General features: G+C 71.4%; 18 protein-coding genes. 5 read left to right on the top strand and 13 right to left on the bottom strand.

The window, feature by feature from the left end; translation table 11 throughout:
* The first annotated feature begins 181 nt into the window (after positions 1–181).
* The gene (locus OFY01_RS21160; RefSeq protein WP_266602279.1) at positions 182–922 is read left to right on the top strand and encodes a maleylpyruvate isomerase family mycothiol-dependent enzyme; all 741 of its coding nucleotides are present in this window, start codon (positions 182–184) and stop codon (positions 920–922) included.
* A gap of 361 nt (positions 923–1,283) precedes the next feature.
* On the opposite strand, the gene OFY01_RS21155 is transcribed toward OFY01_RS21160, so the two are convergent.
* Positions 1,284–1,697: a MarR family winged helix-turn-helix transcriptional regulator gene (locus OFY01_RS21155; RefSeq protein ID WP_266602277.1), complete on the bottom strand. Its 414-nt coding sequence runs from the start codon at positions 1,695–1,697 to the stop codon at positions 1,284–1,286.
* A gap of 86 nt (positions 1,698–1,783) precedes the next feature.
* Here OFY01_RS21155 and OFY01_RS21150 point away from each other — a divergent pair, with 86 nt between their 5' ends.
* On the top strand, positions 1,784–3,289 hold the full coding sequence (locus tag OFY01_RS21150; protein WP_266602275.1) for an MFS transporter: 1,506 nt from the start codon (positions 1,784–1,786) through the stop codon (positions 3,287–3,289).
* A gap of 13 nt (positions 3,290–3,302) precedes the next feature.
* Here the strand turns inward: OFY01_RS21150 and OFY01_RS21145 are convergent, their stop codons facing one another.
* From OFY01_RS21145 to OFY01_RS21135, 3 genes are all read right to left on the bottom strand, one after another.
* A complete protein-coding gene (locus OFY01_RS21145; protein ID WP_266602273.1) occupies positions 3,303–3,968 on the bottom strand; it encodes a response regulator in 666 nt (221 codons plus the stop codon).
* Complete coding sequence (locus tag OFY01_RS21140; RefSeq protein ID WP_266602271.1) at positions 3,965–5,266, bottom strand: sensor histidine kinase; 1,302 nt, start codon at positions 5,264–5,266, stop codon at positions 3,965–3,967. The genes OFY01_RS21145 and OFY01_RS21140 overlap by 4 nt, the downstream gene beginning before the upstream one ends.
* Before the next feature lie 152 nt (positions 5,267–5,418).
* Positions 5,419–6,153: a TetR/AcrR family transcriptional regulator gene (locus OFY01_RS21135; RefSeq protein WP_266602269.1), complete on the bottom strand. Its 735-nt coding sequence runs from the start codon at positions 6,151–6,153 to the stop codon at positions 5,419–5,421.
* Positions 6,154–6,332: 179 nt separating this feature from the next.
* Between OFY01_RS21135 and OFY01_RS21130 the strand changes: the two genes are divergently transcribed.
* A complete protein-coding gene (locus OFY01_RS21130; protein ID WP_266602267.1) occupies positions 6,333–6,788 on the top strand; it encodes a nitroreductase family deazaflavin-dependent oxidoreductase in 456 nt (151 codons plus the stop codon).
* Positions 6,789–6,809: 21 nt separating this feature from the next.
* Here OFY01_RS21130 and OFY01_RS21125 read toward each other — a convergent pair whose 3' ends face one another.
* Entirely contained in the window at positions 6,810–8,042 is a 1,233-nt protein-coding gene (locus OFY01_RS21125) for a geranylgeranyl reductase family protein (RefSeq protein ID WP_407700395.1), read from the bottom strand.
* A 133-nt stretch (positions 8,043–8,175) separates the two neighbouring features.
* On the opposite strand from OFY01_RS21125, the gene OFY01_RS21120 reads away from it, so the two are divergent.
* Complete coding sequence (locus OFY01_RS21120; RefSeq protein ID WP_266602263.1) at positions 8,176–9,537, top strand: dipeptidase; 1,362 nt, start codon at positions 8,176–8,178, stop codon at positions 9,535–9,537.
* A gap of 64 nt (positions 9,538–9,601) precedes the next feature.
* Positions 9,602–10,339 carry an MBL fold metallo-hydrolase gene (locus tag OFY01_RS21115; RefSeq protein ID WP_266602261.1) on the top strand — a complete coding sequence of 246 codons (738 nt, stop codon included), beginning with the start codon at positions 9,602–9,604 and terminating at the stop codon, positions 10,337–10,339.
* A gap of 6 nt (positions 10,340–10,345) precedes the next feature.
* On the opposite strand, the gene OFY01_RS21110 is transcribed toward OFY01_RS21115, so the two are convergent.
* The 8 genes from OFY01_RS21110 to OFY01_RS21075 all read right to left on the bottom strand — a co-directional run bounded on the left by OFY01_RS21110 (position 10,346) and on the right by OFY01_RS21075 (position 19,594).
* Positions 10,346–11,368: an ABC transporter ATP-binding protein gene (locus tag OFY01_RS21110; RefSeq protein ID WP_266602259.1), complete on the bottom strand. Its 1,023-nt coding sequence runs from the start codon at positions 11,366–11,368 to the stop codon at positions 10,346–10,348.
* Positions 11,365–12,594 carry an ABC transporter ATP-binding protein gene (locus OFY01_RS21105; RefSeq protein WP_266602257.1) on the bottom strand — a complete coding sequence of 410 codons (1,230 nt, stop codon included), beginning with the start codon at positions 12,592–12,594 and terminating at the stop codon, positions 11,365–11,367. The genes OFY01_RS21110 and OFY01_RS21105 overlap by 4 nt, the downstream gene beginning before the upstream one ends.
* Entirely contained in the window at positions 12,591–13,514 is a 924-nt protein-coding gene (locus OFY01_RS21100; protein ID WP_266602256.1) for an ABC transporter permease, read from the bottom strand. Before OFY01_RS21100 ends, OFY01_RS21105 begins: the two co-directional genes overlap by 4 nt.
* Positions 13,507–14,493 (bottom strand): ABC transporter permease, encoded by a 987-nt coding sequence (locus tag OFY01_RS21095; RefSeq protein ID WP_266602255.1) that lies wholly within the window; start codon positions 14,491–14,493, stop codon positions 13,507–13,509. The genes OFY01_RS21100 and OFY01_RS21095 overlap by 8 nt, the downstream gene beginning before the upstream one ends.
* Before the next feature lie 93 nt (positions 14,494–14,586).
* Positions 14,587–16,401 (bottom strand): ABC transporter family substrate-binding protein, encoded by a 1,815-nt coding sequence (locus OFY01_RS21090; RefSeq protein WP_266602254.1) that lies wholly within the window; start codon positions 16,399–16,401, stop codon positions 14,587–14,589.
* A 201-nt stretch (positions 16,402–16,602) separates the two neighbouring features.
* The gene (locus tag OFY01_RS21085; protein WP_266602253.1) at positions 16,603–17,598 is read right to left on the bottom strand and encodes an NUDIX hydrolase; all 996 of its coding nucleotides are present in this window, start codon (positions 17,596–17,598) and stop codon (positions 16,603–16,605) included.
* Between the two features lie 411 nt (positions 17,599–18,009).
* On the bottom strand, positions 18,010–18,441 hold the full coding sequence (locus OFY01_RS21080; RefSeq protein WP_266602252.1) for a hypothetical protein: 432 nt from the start codon (positions 18,439–18,441) through the stop codon (positions 18,010–18,012).
* Positions 18,442–18,679: 238 nt separating this feature from the next.
* Positions 18,680–19,594 carry a class I SAM-dependent methyltransferase gene (locus OFY01_RS21075; RefSeq protein ID WP_266602251.1) on the bottom strand — a complete coding sequence of 305 codons (915 nt, stop codon included), beginning with the start codon at positions 19,592–19,594 and terminating at the stop codon, positions 18,680–18,682.
* Between the last annotated feature and the right edge of the window lie 539 nt (positions 19,595–20,133).

The raw sequence follows: 20,133 nt of genomic DNA, 5'->3' as shown, positions 1-20,133 counted from the left end.
CCTGCGGCGTTGTCGTCGGTTGCCGACGCTGCGCGTCGCCGCCCTCCTCCGCCTCGCCTCTCGACGCACCAGGCCCCGCTCAGCAGCACCGATCGGCACGGTCGACCGATTCCGGCCTGACCCGCCGGACAGGCCCTAAATCGGTTGACTCCCGGCCCACTCCAGCAGGCAGACTCGGCACATGGAGATCGCCGATTACATCCAAGTCGTCGAGACGCAGGGGCAGTCGCTCGCGGACGCCGCGCAGAAGGCCGGTGTCGACGCGCCGGTGACGACATGTCCCGACTGGCGAGTGCGGGACCTGGTCCGCCATCAGGGCGCGGTGCACCGCTGGGCCGCCTCGTACCTGGCCGAGGGGCACACCGAGCGCAGGCCGTTCGAGGACACGCCCGACCTGGACGGTGACGAGTTGCTGAGCTGGTTCCGGGAGGGGCACCGCCATCTGGTCGACACCCTGACCGGTGCCCGCCCCGACGTCGCGTGCTGGGCCTTCTTCGCCGCACCGTCGCCGCTGGCGTTCTGGGCGCGGCGCCAGGCCCACGAGACGACCGTGCACCGGGTGGACGCCGAGTCCGCCCTGACCTCGTCGCCCGAGGCCGCGGGCGCCGCCATCGGCACGGACTTCGCGGTGGACGGGATCGACGAGCTGCTGTTCGACTTCCACGGGCGCGAGCGCAGCCGGATGCGCTCGGACCTGCCCCGGGTGCTGCGGGTGCGGGCCACCGACGCCAACGCCGCATGGACCGTACGCATCACGCAGGACCCGCCGGTGGCGGAGCGCGGCACGGGCGGCGAGGCGGACTGCGAGGTGTCCGGGCCCGCGGCGCGGCTCTACCTGGCGCTGTGGAACCGGCTGCCGTTCGCGGCCGTGAGCGGAGACGCCTCGATCGCCGAACTGTGGCGGGAGCGCTCGGGCGTCTGATCCGGCCGACGCCGCCGGTGTGGATTGCGAGATCCGCACCCGCGGCCCGGAGGGCCCTCGGCCGCGCCGTGGACCCGCCACGGGCTTCCGGACCCGCGCCCGCCTCGCCCACGCCGGGACACACGTAGGGCCTGTCCGGCGGATCGGGTCGGACTCGGTCGACCGTGCCGATCGGTGCCGCTGGGCGGGGTCCGGTGCGTGCGGCCGCAAGGCGGAGAAGGGCGGCGGCGACGCGAAGGGGGTGCCTCACGGCCGAGCCGGGCAGAGGTCGGTTCGAGGCCGGCGGAGTCGGCAACCGACGACAACGCCGCGGACGTGCGCACCAGACCCCGCGGCCCCGACACGATCCGCCCCGGACAGGCTAGGACCGGTCAGGGTCCAGCATCCGGCGCAGCACGGCCCGCTGCAGCGGCCGCACCTCGGCGTGCAGGTCGCGCCCCTTCGCGGTGAGAAGGACGCGCACTCCGCGCCGGTCCTCGCTGCACATGCCGCGCTCCACGAGGCCGTCCTTCTCAAGCCGCCCGATGAGGCGGGACAGGGCGCTCTGGCTCAGGTGGACCCGCGCGGCGATGTCCTGGACCCGGTACGCCTCCCCGCCGTCCTCGGCCGGGCACCCGGCAAGCACGTCGAGGACCTCGAAGTCGCTCGCGCCCAGGCCGTGCGGATGCAGCTCGCGGTCCAGTTCGCACATGGTGTGCGCGTGCACCGAGAGGATGTCCCGCCACTGGTCGACGAGGCCGGTCTCGGCCCGCGCCTGCGATTTTCCTGCCGACATGACGGCACGGTAGCAGAAAACCCCCCTTTGTTGCATCGACATTAAATGCACTTGCATTCAATGCATGCGCATGTACTGTTCTCGCCATGACTTCTCCGCTCACCTCCGCTCCCTCGTCCCAGGAGCGCTGGTCCCCCCGGCTGTGGGGGACCCTGCTCGTCCTCTGCGCCGCGATGTTCCTCGATGCTCTCGACGTGTCGATGGTCGGCGTGGCCCTGCCCTCGATCGGTTCGGACCTGGGTCTGACGACCTCGGCTCTGCAATGGGTCGTCAGCGGCTACATCCTCGGCTACGGCGGCCTGCTCCTGCTCGGCGGCCGGGCGGCCGATCTGCTCGGACGGCGCCGGGTCTTCCTCTTCGCGCTCGGCGTGTTCGCGCTCGCCTCGCTGCTCGGCGGGCTCGTCGCCTCCGGGCCGCTGCTCATCGCGAGCCGGTTCATCAAGGGCCTGAGCGCCGCCTTCACCGCGCCCGCCGGGCTCTCCATCATCACGACGACGTTCGCCGAGGGTCCGGTCCGCAACCGCGCCCTGTCCATCTACACCACCTGCGCCGCCACCGGCTTCTCGATGGGTCTGGTCCTGTCCGGACTGCTCACGGAGGCCAGCTGGCGCCTGACCATGCTGCTGCCCGCGCCGATCGCCGTCGCCGCCCTGCTGCTCGGCCTCAGGCTCATCCCGCACAGCGCGAAGGAGGAGGGGCACCGCGGCTACGACGTCCCGGGCGCGGTGACCGGCACCGTCGCGATGCTCCTGCTCGTCTTCACGGTCGTCCAGGCGCCGGACGCGGGCTGGGGTTCGGCGCGCACGCTGCTGTCGTTCCTCGCCGTGGCGGTGCTGCTCACCGTCTTCGTACGGATCGAGCGGCGTTCACCCGCGCCGCTGATCCGCCTGGGCGTGCTGCGCTCGGGCTCCCAGATCCGGGCACAGCTCGGCGCGATGACGTTCTTCGGCTCGTACGTCAGCTTCCAGTTCCTGGCCACCCTCTACCTGCAGTCGCTGCTCGGCTGGTCCGCGCTGAGCATGGCCCTGGCATTCCTGCCCGCGGGCGCCCTCGTGGCACTGTCGTCGACGAAGGTCGGCTCGGTAGTGGACCGGTTCGGCACGCCGCGCGTCATCGCCGTCGGCTTCGCCTCCATGGTCGCCGGGTACGCGCTGTTCCTGCGCATCGACCTTCACTCCGCCTACGCGGCCGCCATCCTGCCGACGATGCTGCTGATCGGCGCGGCCTGCGCCCTGGTCTTCCCGTCGCTCAACATCCAGGCCACCAACGGCGTGGACGACGACGAGCAGGGCATGGTCTCCGGGCTGCTCAACACGTCCGTCCAAGTCGGCGGGGCGCTCTTCCTCGCCGTGGTGACGGCCGTCGTCACGGCGGGCTCACCGGGCGAGGGCGCGACCCCTGACGCCGTGCTCGACAGCTACCGGCCCGGCCTCATGGTCGTCACGGCGATCGCCGCGGCGGGCCTGCTGATCTCGCTGACCGGACTGCGCGGGCGGCGTCCGCAGCAGACCCTCGTCGTCACCGGGTCACCGGGCGCGGCGCGCGAGGAGACCCGCGAGACGGCCGGGGCGCGGGTGCCAGTACGCGACTGAGCCGGGGCGCGCGTCAGCCGAGCCAGCCCGGCCGCACCAGGCCCGACTCGTAGGCGAGGACCACGAGTTGGGCCCGGTCGCGCGCGCCGAGCTTGACCATCGTGCGGCTGACGTGCGTCTTGGCGGTGAGCGGGCTGACGACGAGGCGACGGGCGATCTCCTCGTTGGACAGGCCGATGCCGACCAGCGCCATCACCTCCCGCTCCCGGTCCGTGAGGGCGGACAGCGACACCCCGGCCTCCGGCTCCTTGGACCGGGCCGCGAACTCGGCGATCAGCCGCCGGGTGACGCCCGGCGACAGCAGCGCGTCACCGTGCACCACCGCCCGTACGGCGCGCAGCAGTTCGTCCGGTTCGGTGTCCTTGACGAGGAAACCGCAGGCGCCGCAGCGGATCGCCTCGAAGACGTACTCGTCGAGTTCGAAGGTGGTGAGCATGACCACCTTCACCGCTCCCAGGTCCGCGTCCTCGCCGATGCGGCGGGTGGCGGCCAGGCCGTCGAGGCGTGGCATGCGGATGTCCATGAGGACGACGTCGGGCCGCAGCTCGCGCACCATCCGTACGGCCTCCTCGCCGTCGGCGGCCTCACCCGCCACCTCGATGTCGCTCTGCGCGTCGAGCAGGGCCCTGAACCCGGCGCGGACCAGCGACTGGTCGTCGGCGAGCAGCACGCGGATCAACGGGATGCCTCCGGCTCCGGTGACGAGGACGATGACGACGGCGGGCGCGGCGTGGACGGCGGCAGCGGGAGGGTCGCCAGGACCCGGAACCCGCCGTCGGGGCGCGTACCCGCCTCGATCGTGCCACCGAGGGCGGCGGCCCGCTCGCGCATTCCGGCGAGTCCGTTCCCGCTGCCGCCGGCGTCGGCCCGGCTCGCGGGTCCGTCGTCGTCGACGGTGAGCGTCAGCGACCGGTCCGCGTACCGCAGGCGCACGCGCGCGTGCCGGGACTCGGAGTGCCGTACGACATTGGTGAGTGCCTCCTGCACGATGCGGAAGGCGGCGAGGTCCGCGCCGGGCGGCAGCGCGCGCCGCTCGCCCTCCTCACCGATGTCGACCGCGAGGCCCGCGGTGGCGGCCTGCTCGGCGAGTTCCCCGAGGCCGTCGAGGCCGGGGGCCGGCGAACGGGGTGCGGCACCACCGGTGGCGCTGTGTGACGCCGTGTCGGACGTGCGCAGGGTGTCGAGGACCTGCCGCACCTCCCCGAGCGCCTCCTTGCTCGCGCTCTTGATGGTGGCGAGCGCGCTGCGCGCCTGTTCGGGGTCGGAGTCGAGCAGTGCGAGCCCCACGCCTGCCTGCACGTTGATCACGGCGATGGAGTGGGCGAGCACGTCGTGCAGTTCGCGTGCGATACGCAGCCGTTCCTCGTCGGCCCGCCGCCGCGCGGCGCGCTGCCGCTCGGCCCTGGCCTGCGCCCACTGCTCGCGGCGGAGCCTGGCCAGCTCCGCGACGGCGACGACGGCGAGCACCCACGCCGCGACGAACAGCTCCTGCCCCCACGAGGCGGGCCTGTCGCCCGACGGCGGCAGGTACGCGTACAGCCAGTGCCCCACGACCACGTGCCCGGCCCAGAACAGTCCGACCGCGCCCCACGCCGCCCACCGGTGCCCGGCCACGATCGCGGCGAAGCAGCCGAGCGCCACGGTGACGAAGACGGGGCCGTACGGATACCCCGCGCCGAGGTACACCGTGGCGGACACCGCCGTGCCGTAGGCGACCGCCACCGGGTGGCGTCTGCGCCACAGCAGCAGGACGCCCGAGGCCAGGAGCACCAGCCGCGCGAAGACGTCGAGGTCGGCGCGGCCCCGCTGGCCGTGCGCGGCGAAGCCGGAGGCGACGAGCACGAACACGGTGACCGCGACCGTGGAGCGCCAGGGCCACGCGTGTTCGGTGCCGCGGTTCCACCGGGCAAGCCCCTGGTTCCACCACGGGCCGCCGCCGTATTCGCGGTGTTCCCGCTGGCTCCGCTGCGCGTCCATGCGGCCACGCTAAGGGCCGCGGGCAGCGGCTGGCGTCAGCCGTGCGAGGTGATCACCCGTACTCCCGGCGGAGTACGGGCCCCGAGACCGCCGGTGTGCGCCGCGCGCGCTCACGGTCTCGCCCGAATCCGGGCCTTGCCCCTCCCCGGCGCCTACTCCGTCAGGCCGACCCCCTGCGCGAGACGGGTGACGGCCTGCTCGAAGAAGACCGCACGTTCCTCCACGACCCGGTTGAACTGGCCGAACAGTTCGAAGCCGAGCAGCCCGTAGAGCTGGGCCCATGCGGCGACGAGGGCGGCCGCGACCTCAGGCGGCAGCTCGGGCGCGAGGTCGGCGGCGATCCGCTCGGCCTCCGGGCGGGCCTCGTCGGCCAGCGGTGGCAGCGTCACCCGCCCGCTCTCACATGCCTCGCGGACGATCGCGATGAGGAGCAGGCCGACCCGCGCCGCGCTGCGGATCGTGGTCGTGGGGGCGGTGTAGCCCGGTACCGGCGAACCATAGATGAGCGCGTACTCGTGCGGGTGCGTCAGGCCCCACTGCCGCACGGCACAGCACACGGCCACCCACCGGGTGACCGGGGACGCGCCGTTCGGAAGGTCCGCGTCGGCACGCTCGGCGGCCTCGCCCATGGAGTCGTACGCGTCCACGATCAGTGCGGTCAGCAGCTCGTCCCGGCTGGGGAAGTAGCGGTACAGGGCCGACGAGACCATGCCGAGTTCCCGGGCGACCGCGCGCAGCGACAGCTTCGCGGCGCCGTCGACGGCGAGCTGTCTGCGTGCCTCGTCCTTGATGGCGACGGTGATCTCCTGCCGGGCGCGGGCGCGGACCCCTTGAATCCCCCCGGCGGCGCTTGTGGCGCGTGCGGTTCTGTCGCGACTCGTACTCATGGGCACCAGTCTGTCACGGACCAGATCGGCGCACACAACCCAGAGCGAGTGACAAAAATGAGAGCACCGCTCTTGTCGTGGCTCACCGAATCGTGCACACTGTTCTCAAGCGAGAGCACCGCTCACACAGTGTTCGGCGGGGCACTCACCCTGACCGCTCACCACCCCAGGAGGACCCGATGTCCGCATCCACTCACGTGCAGAAGCCCGGCTGGTTCACCGTGAACGTCATGAACCGCGCCGTGGCCTGGCTGACCCGCCGGGGCCTGAGTGTCTGGGGCTCCCGCGTGCTGGCCGTCCGGGGCCGCAAGAGCGGCGCCTGGCGCACCACCCCCGTCAACCTGCTGACGGTCGACGGCGAGCAGTACCTCCTCGCCCCGCGCGGCCACGTCCAGTGGACGCACAACATGCGGGCCGCGGGCGGCGGACAGCTCCGCCTGGGCAAGCGGGTCGAGGAGTTCACCGCGGTGGAGGTCGAGGACGACGAGAAGGTGCCGCTGCTGCGCGCCTACCTCAAGCGCTGGAAGGCGGAGGTCGGGGTGTTCTTCAACGGCGTGGGGCCGGACTCGCCCGACGCCGACCTGCGCCGGATCGCCCCGGACCACCCGGTCTTCCGCATCACCGTCACCGGGTGAGCCGGCCGGTGCCGGCCCCGCTCAGCCGTCCATCCGTGAAAGGACGCGCCCGGCCACCGGATGCGTGCGGACGATCTCGCCGAGCGTCGTCGCCCCCCGCGTGATCTTCGCGAACGCGTGCCACGCGGGGCGGAAGCCGGTGATCGCCGCGTGCAGCGTCCCGGGCCTGCGCTCGAAGACGTTCAGCATCCGCTTGCCGACGGCCATCTCGACGCCGAGACCGGCCTTCACCGCGAACGCGTAGTTCAGCGCCTGACGGCGGGCGTCGACCGCGTCGTGGGACTCGGCCACCCGCACCGCCCACTCCCCCGCGAGGCGTCCCGAGCGCAGCGCGAACGAGATGCCCTCCCGCGTCCACGGTTCAAGAAGCCCCGCCGCGTCCCCGCACACGAGCACCCGCCCACGAGACAGCGGCGAGTCGTCGGCACGGCACCGCGTCAGATGCCCGGAGGAGACAGCGGGCTCGAACCCCGCGAGGCCGAGGCGGCCGATGAAGTCGTCCAGATACCGCTTGGTGGCGGCCCCGTCGCCGCGCGCCGAGATGACACCGACCGTCAGCGTGTCGCCCTTGGGGAACACCCACCCGTAACTGCCGGGCAGCGGACCCCAGTCGATCAGGGCGCGGCCGCGCCAGTCGTCCGCGACCGGCTCGGGGACCGGGATCTCCGCCTCCAGTCCCAGGTCGACCTGGTCGAGCTTGACCCCGACATGCGCTCCTATCCGGCTCGCGCTGCCGTCGGCGCCGACCACGGCCCGCGCCAGGACCGTCTCGCCGTTCTGCAGCACCACGGCGACCGTGCGCCGGTCGGGCACCGACGGGCCGTGCTGTTCGACGCGTGAGACCGTGGCACCGGTGCGCAGTTCGGCGCCCGCCTTCTGGGCGTGCTCGACCAGTTGCGCGTCGAACTCGGGCCGGTTGATGAGACCGAACAGCATGGAGCGGGAGCGGCGGGTGCGCGTGTACTTGCCGTTCAGGGTGAACGTCACCGCGCCGATCCGGTCCTTGAAGGGCAGCTCGAAGCCCGGCGGCAGCGCGTCGCGGGACGGGCCGATGATGCCGCCGCCGCACGTCTTGTACCGGGGCAGCTCCGCCTTCTCCAGGAGCAGCACCCGGCGGCCCGCGACCGCCGCCGCGTACGCGGCGCAGGCTCCCGCCGGGCCCGCGCCGACCACCACGACGTCCCACACCTCGGCGGAGCCCTCGGCCCCCTCGCCGCCCACTTCGCTGCCGCCCGTCGAGTTCTCGCCGCTCACGATGGTCCACCGCTCCTGATCACCTGGCTGCCGCATTTCCCCGGGCATCCTACGGTGGCCCCCGCGCCGGGCCGCTGTGGGAGGATCCTTCGCACAACCCGCACCACGACGCACCCACGAGGAGCTGCCCCTTATGTCGCCCCAACCGATCGCCGAGACCGTCGCCTCGCTCATGCCCCGCGCGAAGGACGAGCTGACCGAGCTGGTGGCCTTCAAGTCGGTGGCGGACTTCGACCAGTACCCCAAGAGCGAGAGTGAGGGCGCCGCGAACTGGGTCGCCGACGCGCTGCGCGCCGAGGGCTTCCAGGACGTGGCCCTGCTCGACACCCCGGACGGCACCCAGTCCGTCTACGGCTTCCTGCCCGGCCCCGAGGGCGCGCCCACGGTGCTGCTCTACGCCCACTACGACGTGCAGCCGCCGCTGGACGAAGCGGCCTGGACCACGCCGCCGTTCGAGCTGACCGAGCGGGAGGACGGCCGCTGGTACGGGCGTGGCGCGGCCGACTGCAAGGGCGGCGTCCTGATGCATCTGCTCACGATCCGCGCGCTGAAGGCCCACGGCGGCGTTCCGGTCAACGTCAAGGTGATCGCCGAGGGCTCGGAGGAGATGGGCACCGGCGGCCTGGAGCGCTACGCCGAACAGCACCCCGAGCTGCTGACCGCCGACACCATGGTCATCGGCGACTCGGGCAACTTCCGCGTGGGCCTGCCCACCGCGACCTCCATCCTGCGCGGCATGACGCTGCTTCAGGTGCGGATCGACACGCTGGAGGGCAACCTCCACTCCGGCCAGTTCGGCGGCGCCGCCCCCGACGCGCTCGCCGCCCTGGTGCGCGTCCTCGACTCGCTGCGTGACGGCGACGGCTCCACCGTCGTCGACGGCCTGGACTCCGGCGCGACGTGGGACGGCCTGCAGTACGACGAGGAAACGTTCCGCAAGGACGCCAAGGTGCTCGACGGCGTCGCTCTGATCGGCTCCGGTACCGTCGCCGACCGGATCTGGGCACGCCCCGCCGTCACCGTCCTCGGCATCGACTGCCCGCCCGTCGTCGGCGCCACGCCGTCCGTTCAGGCCGGGGCTCGCGCCCTGATCAGCCTGCGGGTGCCGCCGGGCGTCGACGCCGCCAAGGCCACGGAGCTGCTGACCGAGCACATCGAGGCGCACACCCCGTGGGGCGCCCGCGTCCGGGTCGAGCAGCTCGGCCAGGGCCAGCCCTTCCGCGCGGACACCACGAGCCCCGCCTACGGGGCGATGGCCGAGGCGATGCGGGATGCCTACGACGGCCAGGAGATGCAGTACGCGGGCCAGGGCGGCTCGATCCCCCTGTGCAACACGCTGGCCTCGCTCTACCCGGACGCCGAGATCCTCCTGATCGGCCTGAGCGAGCCGGAGGCGCAGATCCACGCCGCCAACGAGAGCGTCTGCCCCGACGAGCTCAGGCGCCTGTCGGTGGCGCAGGCGCTGTTCCTGCAGAAGTACGCGGCCGCCCACTGACACCGGGCTCCGCCGTGAGCGGAACCGTACGGCGTCGCACGCGCGCGGCCCGTACGGTCCCGGCATGACGCCTTACCGAACGACCGACGTCGTCGATGTCACGCCCCGGCTGCGCATGCTGCGCTTCCCCGTGGGCCAGGCATATCTGTGGCGCGACGGGGACGAGTTGACCCTGATCGACGCGGGCGCGCCGGGCGCCGGGCAGCCCATCGCCGATGCCGTACGCGACTGGGGGCACGCCCCGCAGGACGTGCGCCGGATCGTCCTCACCCACTTCCACGAGGACCATGCCGGCGGCGCCGCCGAGTTCGCGCGGATCAGCGGGGCCGAGGTGTTCGCCCACCGGCTCGACGCGCCGTACGTGCGCGGCGAGGCGCCGTGGCCCGAGCCGGTGATCGAGACCTGGGAGCGACCGATCCGCGACCGGACGCTCGCCCTGCTGCCACCGCGCCCCGCGCCGTCGGAACTCCCGGACGCCGTCAGCGAGTCGAGCGACGGCGATCTGCTCGACTTCGGCGGCGGCGCACGGGTCGTCCACGTGCCCGGGCACACCGACGGGTCGATCGCGTTGTATCTGCCCGCGCACGGCGTGCTGTTCACCGGGGACACGGCGGCCGCGTCCCCGGCCGACGGCGCCGTCGTCCCCGGCGTGTTCAATCTGCGGCGCGACCAACTCCTCGACTCGTTCGGGCGGCTTGCCGCGCTCGACACCGACGTGGCGTGCTTCGGGCACGGGGACCCGGTCGTGGGGCGGGCCGGTGCGGCGCTGCGCGCGGCCTTCCCGCACAGCCGTGTCGGTTGACCCTTCTCACAGCAGCTCCAGCGGCTGGGCGTAGTGGCAGGCGACCGGGGTGCCGGTGCCGCGGTCGGTCAGCTCGGGGGTCTGCTCCACACAGGCCGTACGCTCGCTCTCGGTGAGCTGCGTGGCGAACTTCGGGCAGCGGGTGCGAAACCGGCAGCCGCTGGGCGGACTGATGGGACTCGGCACGTCGCCCTGGACCACGATGCGGCGCCGGGCACGCTCCTTGCGCGGGTCGGGCAGCGGGATCGCGGAGATGAGAGCCTGCGTGTACGGGTGGGAGGGCCGGGCGAACAGCTCCCGGGTGGGGGCCAGTTCGACGATCCGCCCCAGGTACATCACGGCGACCCGGTGCGCCACGTGCCGCATCACCGACAGGTCGTGCGCCACGAACAGGAACGACAGACCGAGCTCGGCCTGAAGGTCCATCAGCAGGTTGAGGACCCCCGCCTGGATGGACACGTCCAGCGCCGAGACCGGCTCGTCGAGCACGACCACTTTCGGACGCAAGGCCAACGCCCGTGCGATGCCGATCCGTTGGCGCTGCCCGCCGGAGAACTCGTGCGCGTACCGGTTGCCGTGCTCGGGGTTGAGGCCGACCAGACGGAGCAGGTCGTGCACCTCGGCGCGGCCCGCCTCGTCGTAGCGGCCGTGGATGCGCAGCGGCTCGGCGATGATGTCGCGCACGGAGATGCGCGGGTCGAGCGAGGCGTACGGGTCCTGGAAGACGATCTGCAACTCCTCGCGCAGCGGCCGCATCTGACGTCTGCTCAGCCCGGTGAGCTCGCGGTCGCGGTAGCTGACGCTGCCGGACGTGGGGCGTTCCAGGTTGAGCAGGGTGCGAGCGGTGGTCGTCTTGCCGGAACCGGACTCGCCGACCAGGCCGAGCGTCTCGTTCTCGTGCAGGTCGAAGGAGACCCCGCACACGGCGTGGACATCGCCGATCTTGCGGCGCACGACGCCGCGCGAGCGGACGGGGAAGTGCTTGACGAGGTCACGGACCCGCAGGACGGGCTCGCCGGGCGCGCTCATCGCGACCCCTTTCCGTACGTTCCGTCCGTGGAACCGTTCATGTCGTTCGCGGATTCACTCTCGGCCGTGGCCTCGGCCGCCGTCTCGGAACTCGCCTCAAAACTGGCCTCGGAACTCGCCTCGGAATCGCTCCGGGCGAGGCGGGCCAGCGACTCGTTGTCGGCTCCCGTCGCCTCGAACACCGCCCCGGCCTCCATGCCCACGAGCCGGTCGGCGAAGTGGCAGGCGCTGCGGTGCCCGCCGGCGTCGACGACGTGCAGCGACGGCTCGTCCCGGTCGCAGCGGTCCTCGCGCATCGGGCAGCGCGGGGCGAAGGGGCAGCCCGGAGGCAGGTTGAGCAGGGACGGTGGAGAACCGGCGATCGGGGTGAGCCGGTCGTCGTCGCGGTCCATGCGCGGCATGGAGCCGAGCAGCCCGAGCGTGTAGGGCATGCGGGGCTCGTAGAACAGCTCCTCGACCGTGCCGGACTCGACGACGCGGCCCGCGTACATGACGGCGACCCGGTCCGTGTGGCCCGCGACGACGCCGAGGTCGTGGGTGATCAGGACGAGCGCGGCGCCGGTCTCCTCGCGGGCGGTCTCCAGGGCTTCGAGGACCTGGGCCTGCACCGTGACGTCGAGGGCGGTGGTCGGTTCGTCGGCGATGATCACGGCCGGGTCGTTGGCCATGGCGATGGCGATGACGACCCGCTGGCGCATGCCGCCGGAGAGCTCGTGCGGATAGCTGTCGGCGCGCCGGTCCGGGTGCGGGATGCCGACCGTGCCCAGGAGCTCCACCGCGCGATCCCGGGCGGCCCGCTTGCTCATGTCCGGGTTGTGCCGCAGCAGGCCCTCGATGATCTGCGCGCCGACCGTGTGGACCGGGTTCAGGGACGTCATCGGGTCCTGGAAGATCATGGCGATGCCGCTGCCCCGGATGTCGGAGAGCCGCGTGTCGCTCAGACCTAGCAGTTCGCTGCCCCGGTAGCGCACGGAACCGGTGACCTTCGCGGCGGCCGGCAGCAGGCCCATCACGGCGAGCGCCGTGACCGACTTGCCGGAGCCGGACTCGCCGACGATGCCGAGCCCGGCGCCGCGTTCGAGCCGGTACGAGACACCGCGCACCGCCCGTACGAGCCCGTCCTCGCTGGGGAACGCCACCTGGAGCCCGTCGACCTCGAGCACGGTGTCCTCGGTCGGCGTGGCCGGTTCCGGCCGCTGCGCGTATCCCTTGTCCCCTACGGTCATTGGCGCACCCTCTGCTGCCGTGGGTCGAACGCGTCGCGCAGTCCGTCCCCGATGAAGTTGATGGTCAGCGCGATGGCGATGATGAACGCGCCTGGTATGTAGAACAGCCACGGCCGGGTGTCGACCGCGGTCTGGGCCTGGGAGACGAGCAGCCCGAGCGAGGTGTCGGGCGGCTGCACGCCGAAGCCGAGGAAGGACAGCGCGGTCTCCGTGAGGATGCCGGTGGCGACCAGGATGGTGGCGTTCACGAAGATCGGGCCGAGCGAGTTCGGCAGCAGGTGCCGGAAGATGATCCGCGCGTCCGACGCGCCGAGCGCGCGGGCGGCCTCGACGAACTCCTTCTCCCGCAGCGACAGCACCGTCGAGCGCACGACGCGGGACACGTACGCCCAGGTCAGACCGGCGATCACGAGGGCGATCCAGTACCAGCTGCCGCCGGTGCGCGAGGAGATGACCAGCGCGATGGCGAGCAGCGGGAGGGTGAGCACCAGGTCGGATATGCGCATCATGACGGCGTCGACGACACCGCGGTAGAAGCCGGCCACGGCGCCCCACACCGCCCCGACGAACGTCGAGCCGAGCGCGATCAGGATGGCCACCTTGAGGGAGGTCTGCGTGCCCCGCATGACCTGCGCGTACGAGTCGTAGCCTGCGGAGTTGGTGCCGAACGGATGCTTGGCGGACGGGGGTTGGGAGTTGTCGGGGGTGTACTTCTGGTACGAGTAGTGCCACAGGTGCGGCCCGATGAACGCCCACAGCACGATCAGCACGAAGATCACAAGGCTGATCATGGCGGCCCGGTGCCGCAGGAAGCGGCGCAGGACGAGCTGTGCCTGAGTGCGCTCGACGACTGTGAACTCACGCTCCTCGGGGGGCCGTTCACCGTCCATGGCGCCCGTGGCCTCAGTGGTCTCAGTCATAGCGGATCCTCGGGTCGAGTACGGCGTAGAGCAGATCGGCGATGAGGTTGAAGACGATGACGATGGCGGCCGAGAGCAGCAGCCACGCCATGGTCCGGTAGACGTCCACCTTGCTGACCGACTGCACGAGCATTTCGCCCAGTCCGTGCCACTGGAAGATGGTCTCGGTGATGACGACGCCGCCGAGCAGTTGCGCCACGTCGAGCGCGGTGACGGTGGCGAGCGGGATCAGGGCGGTGCGCAGCGCGTGGTGGGTGAGCACCTTGCCGCGGCGGATGCCCTTGGCGCGGGCCAGCCGTACGTAGTCGGAGCCGAGGACCTCAAGCATGGAGGCCCTGGTGTAGCGGGTCCAGGAGGCGAACGAGACGAGGGCCAGGGTGATCACGGGAAGGATCAAGTGGCCGATCCGGTCGCTGACTTGGTTGCCGAAGGTGTTGACGTCCAGATAGGGCGAGCGGTCACCGATCGTGCCGAGGAAGGTGGAGCCGGTCTGCTGGTTCAGCCAGATCCCGGCCTGCTTGAGCAGCACCGCGAACCAGAACACGGGCATCGCGAGGAACAGGAAACCGGCGAAGGTGATGGCGTAGTCGGAGGCCGAGTACTGCCGGACCGCGCTGTACACGCCGAAGACGACGGCGAGCACGAGCGCCACCAGCATGGAGGCGACGACGAGGACGACGGTGACACGGAACCGGGTGAGCAGATCGTGGCCGATGTCCAGGTTGGGCTCGACGGACGGGCCCCACTGACCGTGCAGGACACCGACGATCCAGTTCCAGTAGCGCTGCACGACCGGCTGGTCGGCGTGCAGGTGCCGCGCGAAGGCGGCGACGGCGGCCTTGCTGGGGGCCGGGTTGCGGGAGGTGGCGAAGTTGGCGACGGGGTCACCCGCGTTGACCACCACGAGGAAGACGATGAAGGTCGAGGCGATCAGGACGGGTATCGAGACGAGGACACGTCGCACCGCGTAGGCGAGCATGCCGGGGCTCCTCGGGTACGGGGAGGACGGTCCCGGCGGTGGTTTCCGCCGGGACCGGACTACTGCTGTCGTGGAGGGAGACGAAGCGTCGGGTTACTTGGCGAGTCCCCAGTCCTGGACGTTGTACGGCGGGCCGACGATGGTCGCGTTGTCCCGCATGCCGACGAAGCGGTCCTGGACCGCGAAGAACGTCGGCTTCTGGTACAGGGGCAGCACGTACGCGTCGTCCGTCATGATCTTGTCGGCCTGGTTGAGCATCGACATGGCCTTGGCGGTGTCGGTCTGTCCCACCGAGTCGGCGAGGAGCTTGTCGACCTGCTTGTTGCTGTAGCCGCCGAAGTTGCTGCTCTGTCCGGTCGACCAGATGCCCTGGGCGTTGGAGGTCGGAGTCGGCCCGTCGACCCAGGCGAACACGATGATGTCGTACTGGTGGCCGGTGAGCACCTTGCCGAGATCGGCGGCGCCGATCGGCTTGATGGTCACCTTGATGCCGAGATTGTGCAGCGAGGACTGCAGGATCTGGCACTCGCTCTGCCGGATCGCGTTGCCCGTGGTGTAGCGGCAGTTGAACGGGCCGACGGCCTTGCCGTCCGGGGTCTTCAGCGCCGTTCCGATGCCGGTGAACTTGGCGTCGGTGAGGTACTTCTTCGCCTTCGCCAGGTCACCCGAGCCCTGCCCGGTGGGCGTGACGACGTCCTGGTATCCGGGCTGGCCGGGCACCAGGTTGTGGCTGCCCAACTGCTTGACCTTGCTGTCGAACTGCCCGACCGTCTTGGCGATCACGTCCTTCACGCTGATCGCCGTGAACATCGCCTGCCGCAGCGCCTTGTACTTCCCGATCACCGGGTTGTGCAGGTTGAGGTCGAAGTGCTCCCACACCAGGCCCGAACCGATGGTGTACGTGACGTGCGGGATGGACTTGATCTGGCTGACGAGGTCGACCTGCGGCTGCGGGTAGATGCCCTGCACCTCGTTGTTCCTGAGGGCGGTGGGCTCCTGCGTCGCGTCGGAGATCACCTTGAACAGCAGCCGCTTGAGCGTCGGCTTCGTCTTCCCGTACCACTTGGGGTCGGGCACGAAGGTGGCGTGGTCGTTGTCCTTCCACTCCGTCATCTTGTACGCCCCGGCCGTGGCGTACTTGGTGGGAGGCGTCTTGTTGAAGTACTGCCAGCCCTTGGTGAGCTGAGCGCCCGTCATCTTGTCGGCGCTGCCGGCCGGTACCCCGGCGACCTTCTCCGCGACGTGGGCCGGGTAGAGGCCGTAGCCGCCGCCGAAGAGGCTCTTCCAGTCGGTGTACGGCTTCTTCATGACCATGGTCACGGTCTTGCCGCCGTCCGAGCCGGTGACCGACTTGATCCGGTCCCAGCCGGAGGTGCTGAACGGCAGGCAGCCCTTGGTCTGGCTCGTGTCGCTGGACGGCGGCGGCGGGCAGTCCTTGCCGTTCATGGTGCGCCAGTAGTAGATGAAGTCGTCGGCCGAGATCGGCGTCCCGTCGTCCCACTTCGCCTTGGGGTTGATCTTGTAGACGATGGTCTGGGGACTGTCGCTCGTCTGCTGGGCCGAGGTGACCAGATCGGTGTTGAGCTTCATGCTGAGGTCCGGCTGCGGCACGAAGACCTGCGGCAGCACGGCCGACATGACCTCGCCGGTCTCGAAGACGTTGCCGTTCGAGTCCAGCACGTTCCACTGCTGGATGTTCTTCTCGATGGTGTAGGTAAACGTTCCTCCGGGCTTCCGGTCGCCGGAGTTGCACGTGTCCGCCTTGCCCGGTGCGGAGCACGAGGCGAGGCTGTGGGAACCACCTTTGCCGTTGTCGCCGGAGCCACCCGAACTGCAGGCGGCCAGTACCAGTGTCAGTCCCGCGGCGAGCGTCAGACCTCTGGTGACGGCGGATGTGGGCGCGCGCATGTCCCTCCCTTCGGCCGGATGTCGGTCCGGCCCCATGTGGCGGCTGTTGACCGCTAGAGGTGAGCTGCGCCATACCGTAGGACCATCACGTTCTTTCGGCGGCTGCCGTGCCGTACCAGAACGATGACGTTCTGGCTTCGGTTTCCCCTTGGAATTCCTGTCAGTTGGCAAAGTGGCACCCCATGTCAACCAGGACTCCTGTCAGTCCAGCGGGGAGCCCGCCTCCAGGTAGTGCGCGGCGCCGCGTTCACGGGCCCGCAGCGCCCAGTGGAGCCGTCGGAAGCGCACCGGCGGAAGAAGTCCGGCCGCCTCGCTCTCCGTGACGAACCGCCACTGTCGCAACTCCGGGCCCGGCAGGAGGAGTTGATCCACCTGAGCGGAGGTGAGCCGACCGCCGTCGAACAGCATCCGAAGGCCGCCGTAGCCGGGCGGTACGGGCCGCTCCCAGTCGACCACCAAGAGGCCGGGGAGTCGGGCGAGCCGGAGCCCGGTCTCCTCCGCGACCTCGCGCACACCGGCGCGGGCGGGGGCCTCACCGGGCTCGACGACTCCGCCGGGGAACTCCCAGCCGGGCTTGTAGGTGGGGTCGACGAGCAGCACCCGCTCCTCCTCGTCGAAGAGCAGCACGCCCGCCGCGACGGTCTCGGCGGTCGGCTCGGGCGTCTGCACGATGTCGCACGGCGCCACGTCGCCCCGGCGTACGGCGTCGGCGATCAGCACGGCGGTCTCGTACGCGCTCAGAGCGCTGTTGTCGACGGTATGGGCGTCGGCGGCGAGCCAGCCGGCCAGCGCGGCGCGGTAGGGCTCGATGTCGGCGGGGACCTCACCCGCCGGGTCGCGCTCGCGCAGGATCGTTTCCGCAGGTGCGAGGAGCACATGACAGACAGGGATCCGGCGCGCGGCGAGCCCGCCGAAGATCTCGTCGCGGTACTCCTGTCGCATCAGCCCCATCGGCACCACGAGGACGCCCCCGAGTTCGGCGAGGAGCGCGGCGGCCGTGTCGACGACGAGCCGCCGCCAGATCGGCAGGTCCTGCCGGTCGCTCACCTCGGCGAGCCGCTTGGGCGGCAACAGCCGCTCCAGCTGAGCGTCGACCTCCTCGGGGTCGAAGAGAGTGCTGTGCGGGATCAGGTCGATCAACTGCCGCGCGGTGGTGGTCTTCCCGGCGCGGGACGCCCCGTTGACCCAGACGATCACGGTTCCCCCTCTTCCGTCGGCCCACTGAGGCTTGCCCGCAACACCCTGCCACGGAAACCAGAGCGGGTAGAGGGGGCGGTCGCGTTGACCGGATCCAGTGGGTGTGCGGGCTCCGGATCGGCCAGGCCCGGTCTCCTCCCGCACTTCGCACGCGGTCCTCTCCTCGGGCGTGGGTCGAGGCGGGCCCCGTGAGCCCCGGACCCGCCTGCCACCTCAGGGGAGCAGCGGCAGGCGGACCATCCGTAGCGGTCGGCGCCGCGCTCCCGGTGCCGCCCGCGTGCCGCCGGGCATCGGGGTGACCCGGTGGCTCGGTACCGAGTCAAGCGCGGCCGGGCGGGTTGGTGAAGGGTGTGTGGGCATGCGGTGACGGTGTCGGGCACACACGGGGTGTGCGCGGTTCGCACCTCCAGGTCAGCAGTAGCCGACCTTCTTGTAACCGACCCAGAACTCGCCCTTGTTGTTCACGCTGGCATTCGTGCCGAAGTGCAGATACTCGTGGGCGCCCATGATCCGTCCGACGCGCCCCTGGGAGGTGCTGTTGATGTCGATGTACGGCGGACCGACTCGGTTGAAGACGAAGACGGCCGAGGCGTCACCGGGGGCGCGCGTGCCGCTCGCGTAGCACGCGGACAGGTCCGAGCGGCGCAGCACGAGGTCGCCGTTGTCCTGCATCGTCACGGTGTAACCGCCCGCGCAGATCGACTGGTTGACGCCCAGCGTCCCCGAGAAGGAACTGCCGACGCAGTTGGCCCGCCCCACGGACGGGCGCGCGGCCGCGGTGCCGCCGAGTCCGGCCACGGCGGCCGTCGCCCCCGCCACCACGACGGCGAAGGCCCGCTTCATGGAGATCATCGTTCCCGCTTCCCGCTGGACGTCGTATGCGCGTGCTCACATACGGTGACACGCACAGGCCGCCCCGCGCGCCCGCCACGCCGTCCGGTCGCGGTCCAGGCCGACCGGGCACGGTCAGCCCTTCCCGCGCCCCGCCTCCTGCCAGGTCCCTCCGGCCGCGCATACCGGCCACGGGGTCACCTCAAGGCTCTGCACACGATGTCGAACAACTCCTGTCGGCGACGCGCCGTCAGCTCGCCCGCAGGTAAGCGGAGTTCGCCACCCGGCCGAGAAACGTCAGACGCGTGTCCGTGGCCATGTGCTGGTCGAACGCCTCCTTGATCCCGGGCCACTTGGCGTGCCCGAAGTCGTCGAGGACCACGACTCCGCCCGGGGCGACGATCTGCTCGGCCCACGCCAGGTCCGCGGCGACCCCGCCCGTGGAGTGGTCGCCGTCGACGATGATCGTCCCGTACGGGCGGTCGGACACGGCGGCGCGGACCTCCGGGTCTCCGGAGAAGCCCCGCTGCACACGGGCCGCGGCACCGGCGGCGCCCACCAGAGCCAGATTCGCGCGGACCGCGGCTTCCCTGACGGGCACGCCCGTCGGGTCGGCGCCCTCCGTGGTGCCCGGCTGGAGTTGCAGCCCGGCCAGCGGGTCGACGATCGTCAGCCGCGGGTCACGGCCCGCCCGCTCCATCATCCGGATCACCGCCGCGCCGAACATCCCGTACAGCGTGCCGATCTCCAGGATGTCGTCGTTCGGCGGGTCGAGCAGCGGCACGGCGGCGAGCTTGCCGCAGATGTTCATGGTGCCGCCCGCGATCCGGCCGACCCCCAGCGCCTCGAAACCGACGAGCAGCCGAAAGGCCTGGGCGAGATTGCGCTCGGCACCTGCCCTGTCCCCCGTGACCTTGGCCAACTCCTCGATGGCACGGGTGAGATGAACTTGCGCGGGCATTCGCGAAACGCCGCGTCCGGCGCCGTCGAGCAGCAGTTCCAGGGGGCGCTGCCGGGCGGCCAGTTCGGCGAGGCGGCGATCGGTGTCGGTCCCGCCGGCCGCCGGGAGGCGCCGACGCATCTGGCGTTCGATGCGCTGGTCGATGAGATCGGCGACCGGACGCAGGGCGCGTCGGGCCGTCTTGCTGGTCAGGAGCGCTCGCATGATTCGTTGACCCTCACATGTACGGGGACGACGCAACCGCGTACACGTGGGAGCGGAACGCCTGCGCGTCCGGTGGTTCGGAGGTTTCGAGTGTCGGAGGCAGCGGGGCAAGGAACGGAAGCGGGGGCCGGGTGGGCGCCGCGTCCGAGGGACAGTAGGGGCCCTGCCCCGCGCGGGGCAAGCGCGGGGAGTGTCGCCCCGTATGTCAGGAAATGCGGCATGGCCGCGGGGCCACGGCACGGTGAACGGCGTCGCCCCGCGCGCCCGAGCCCGGTCCGCCAGGACCCTTGGTCCCGCGAGTTCGCAAAACGGGGACGGCGGGGGCGCGGGGCCGGACCGGTCAGCCGACGGGGAGCCAGTCGCGGCGGACCCGCCGCCGCGAGCACCCCCGGCCGGCACGGCAGCACCACGCACCCGCCCGGCACGCGCCCGAGCGGGACACGGTGGGCCGGTCGACGTGTGGCGAGGCGGGCCTGACGGGAGTTCAGGCCGACCGGCGGAGCGTGCCGTTCAGTGCCGTGCCCGCGCCGAGCGCCGCC

This window comes from Streptomyces beihaiensis, from assembly GCF_026274175.1.
In the GTDB taxonomy this organism is placed as follows: Bacteria; Actinomycetota; Actinomycetes; order Streptomycetales; family Streptomycetaceae; genus Streptomyces; species Streptomyces beihaiensis.
Note: the sequence above shows the minus strand (reverse complement) of the source record. Positions and strands in the feature narration are given on the sequence as shown.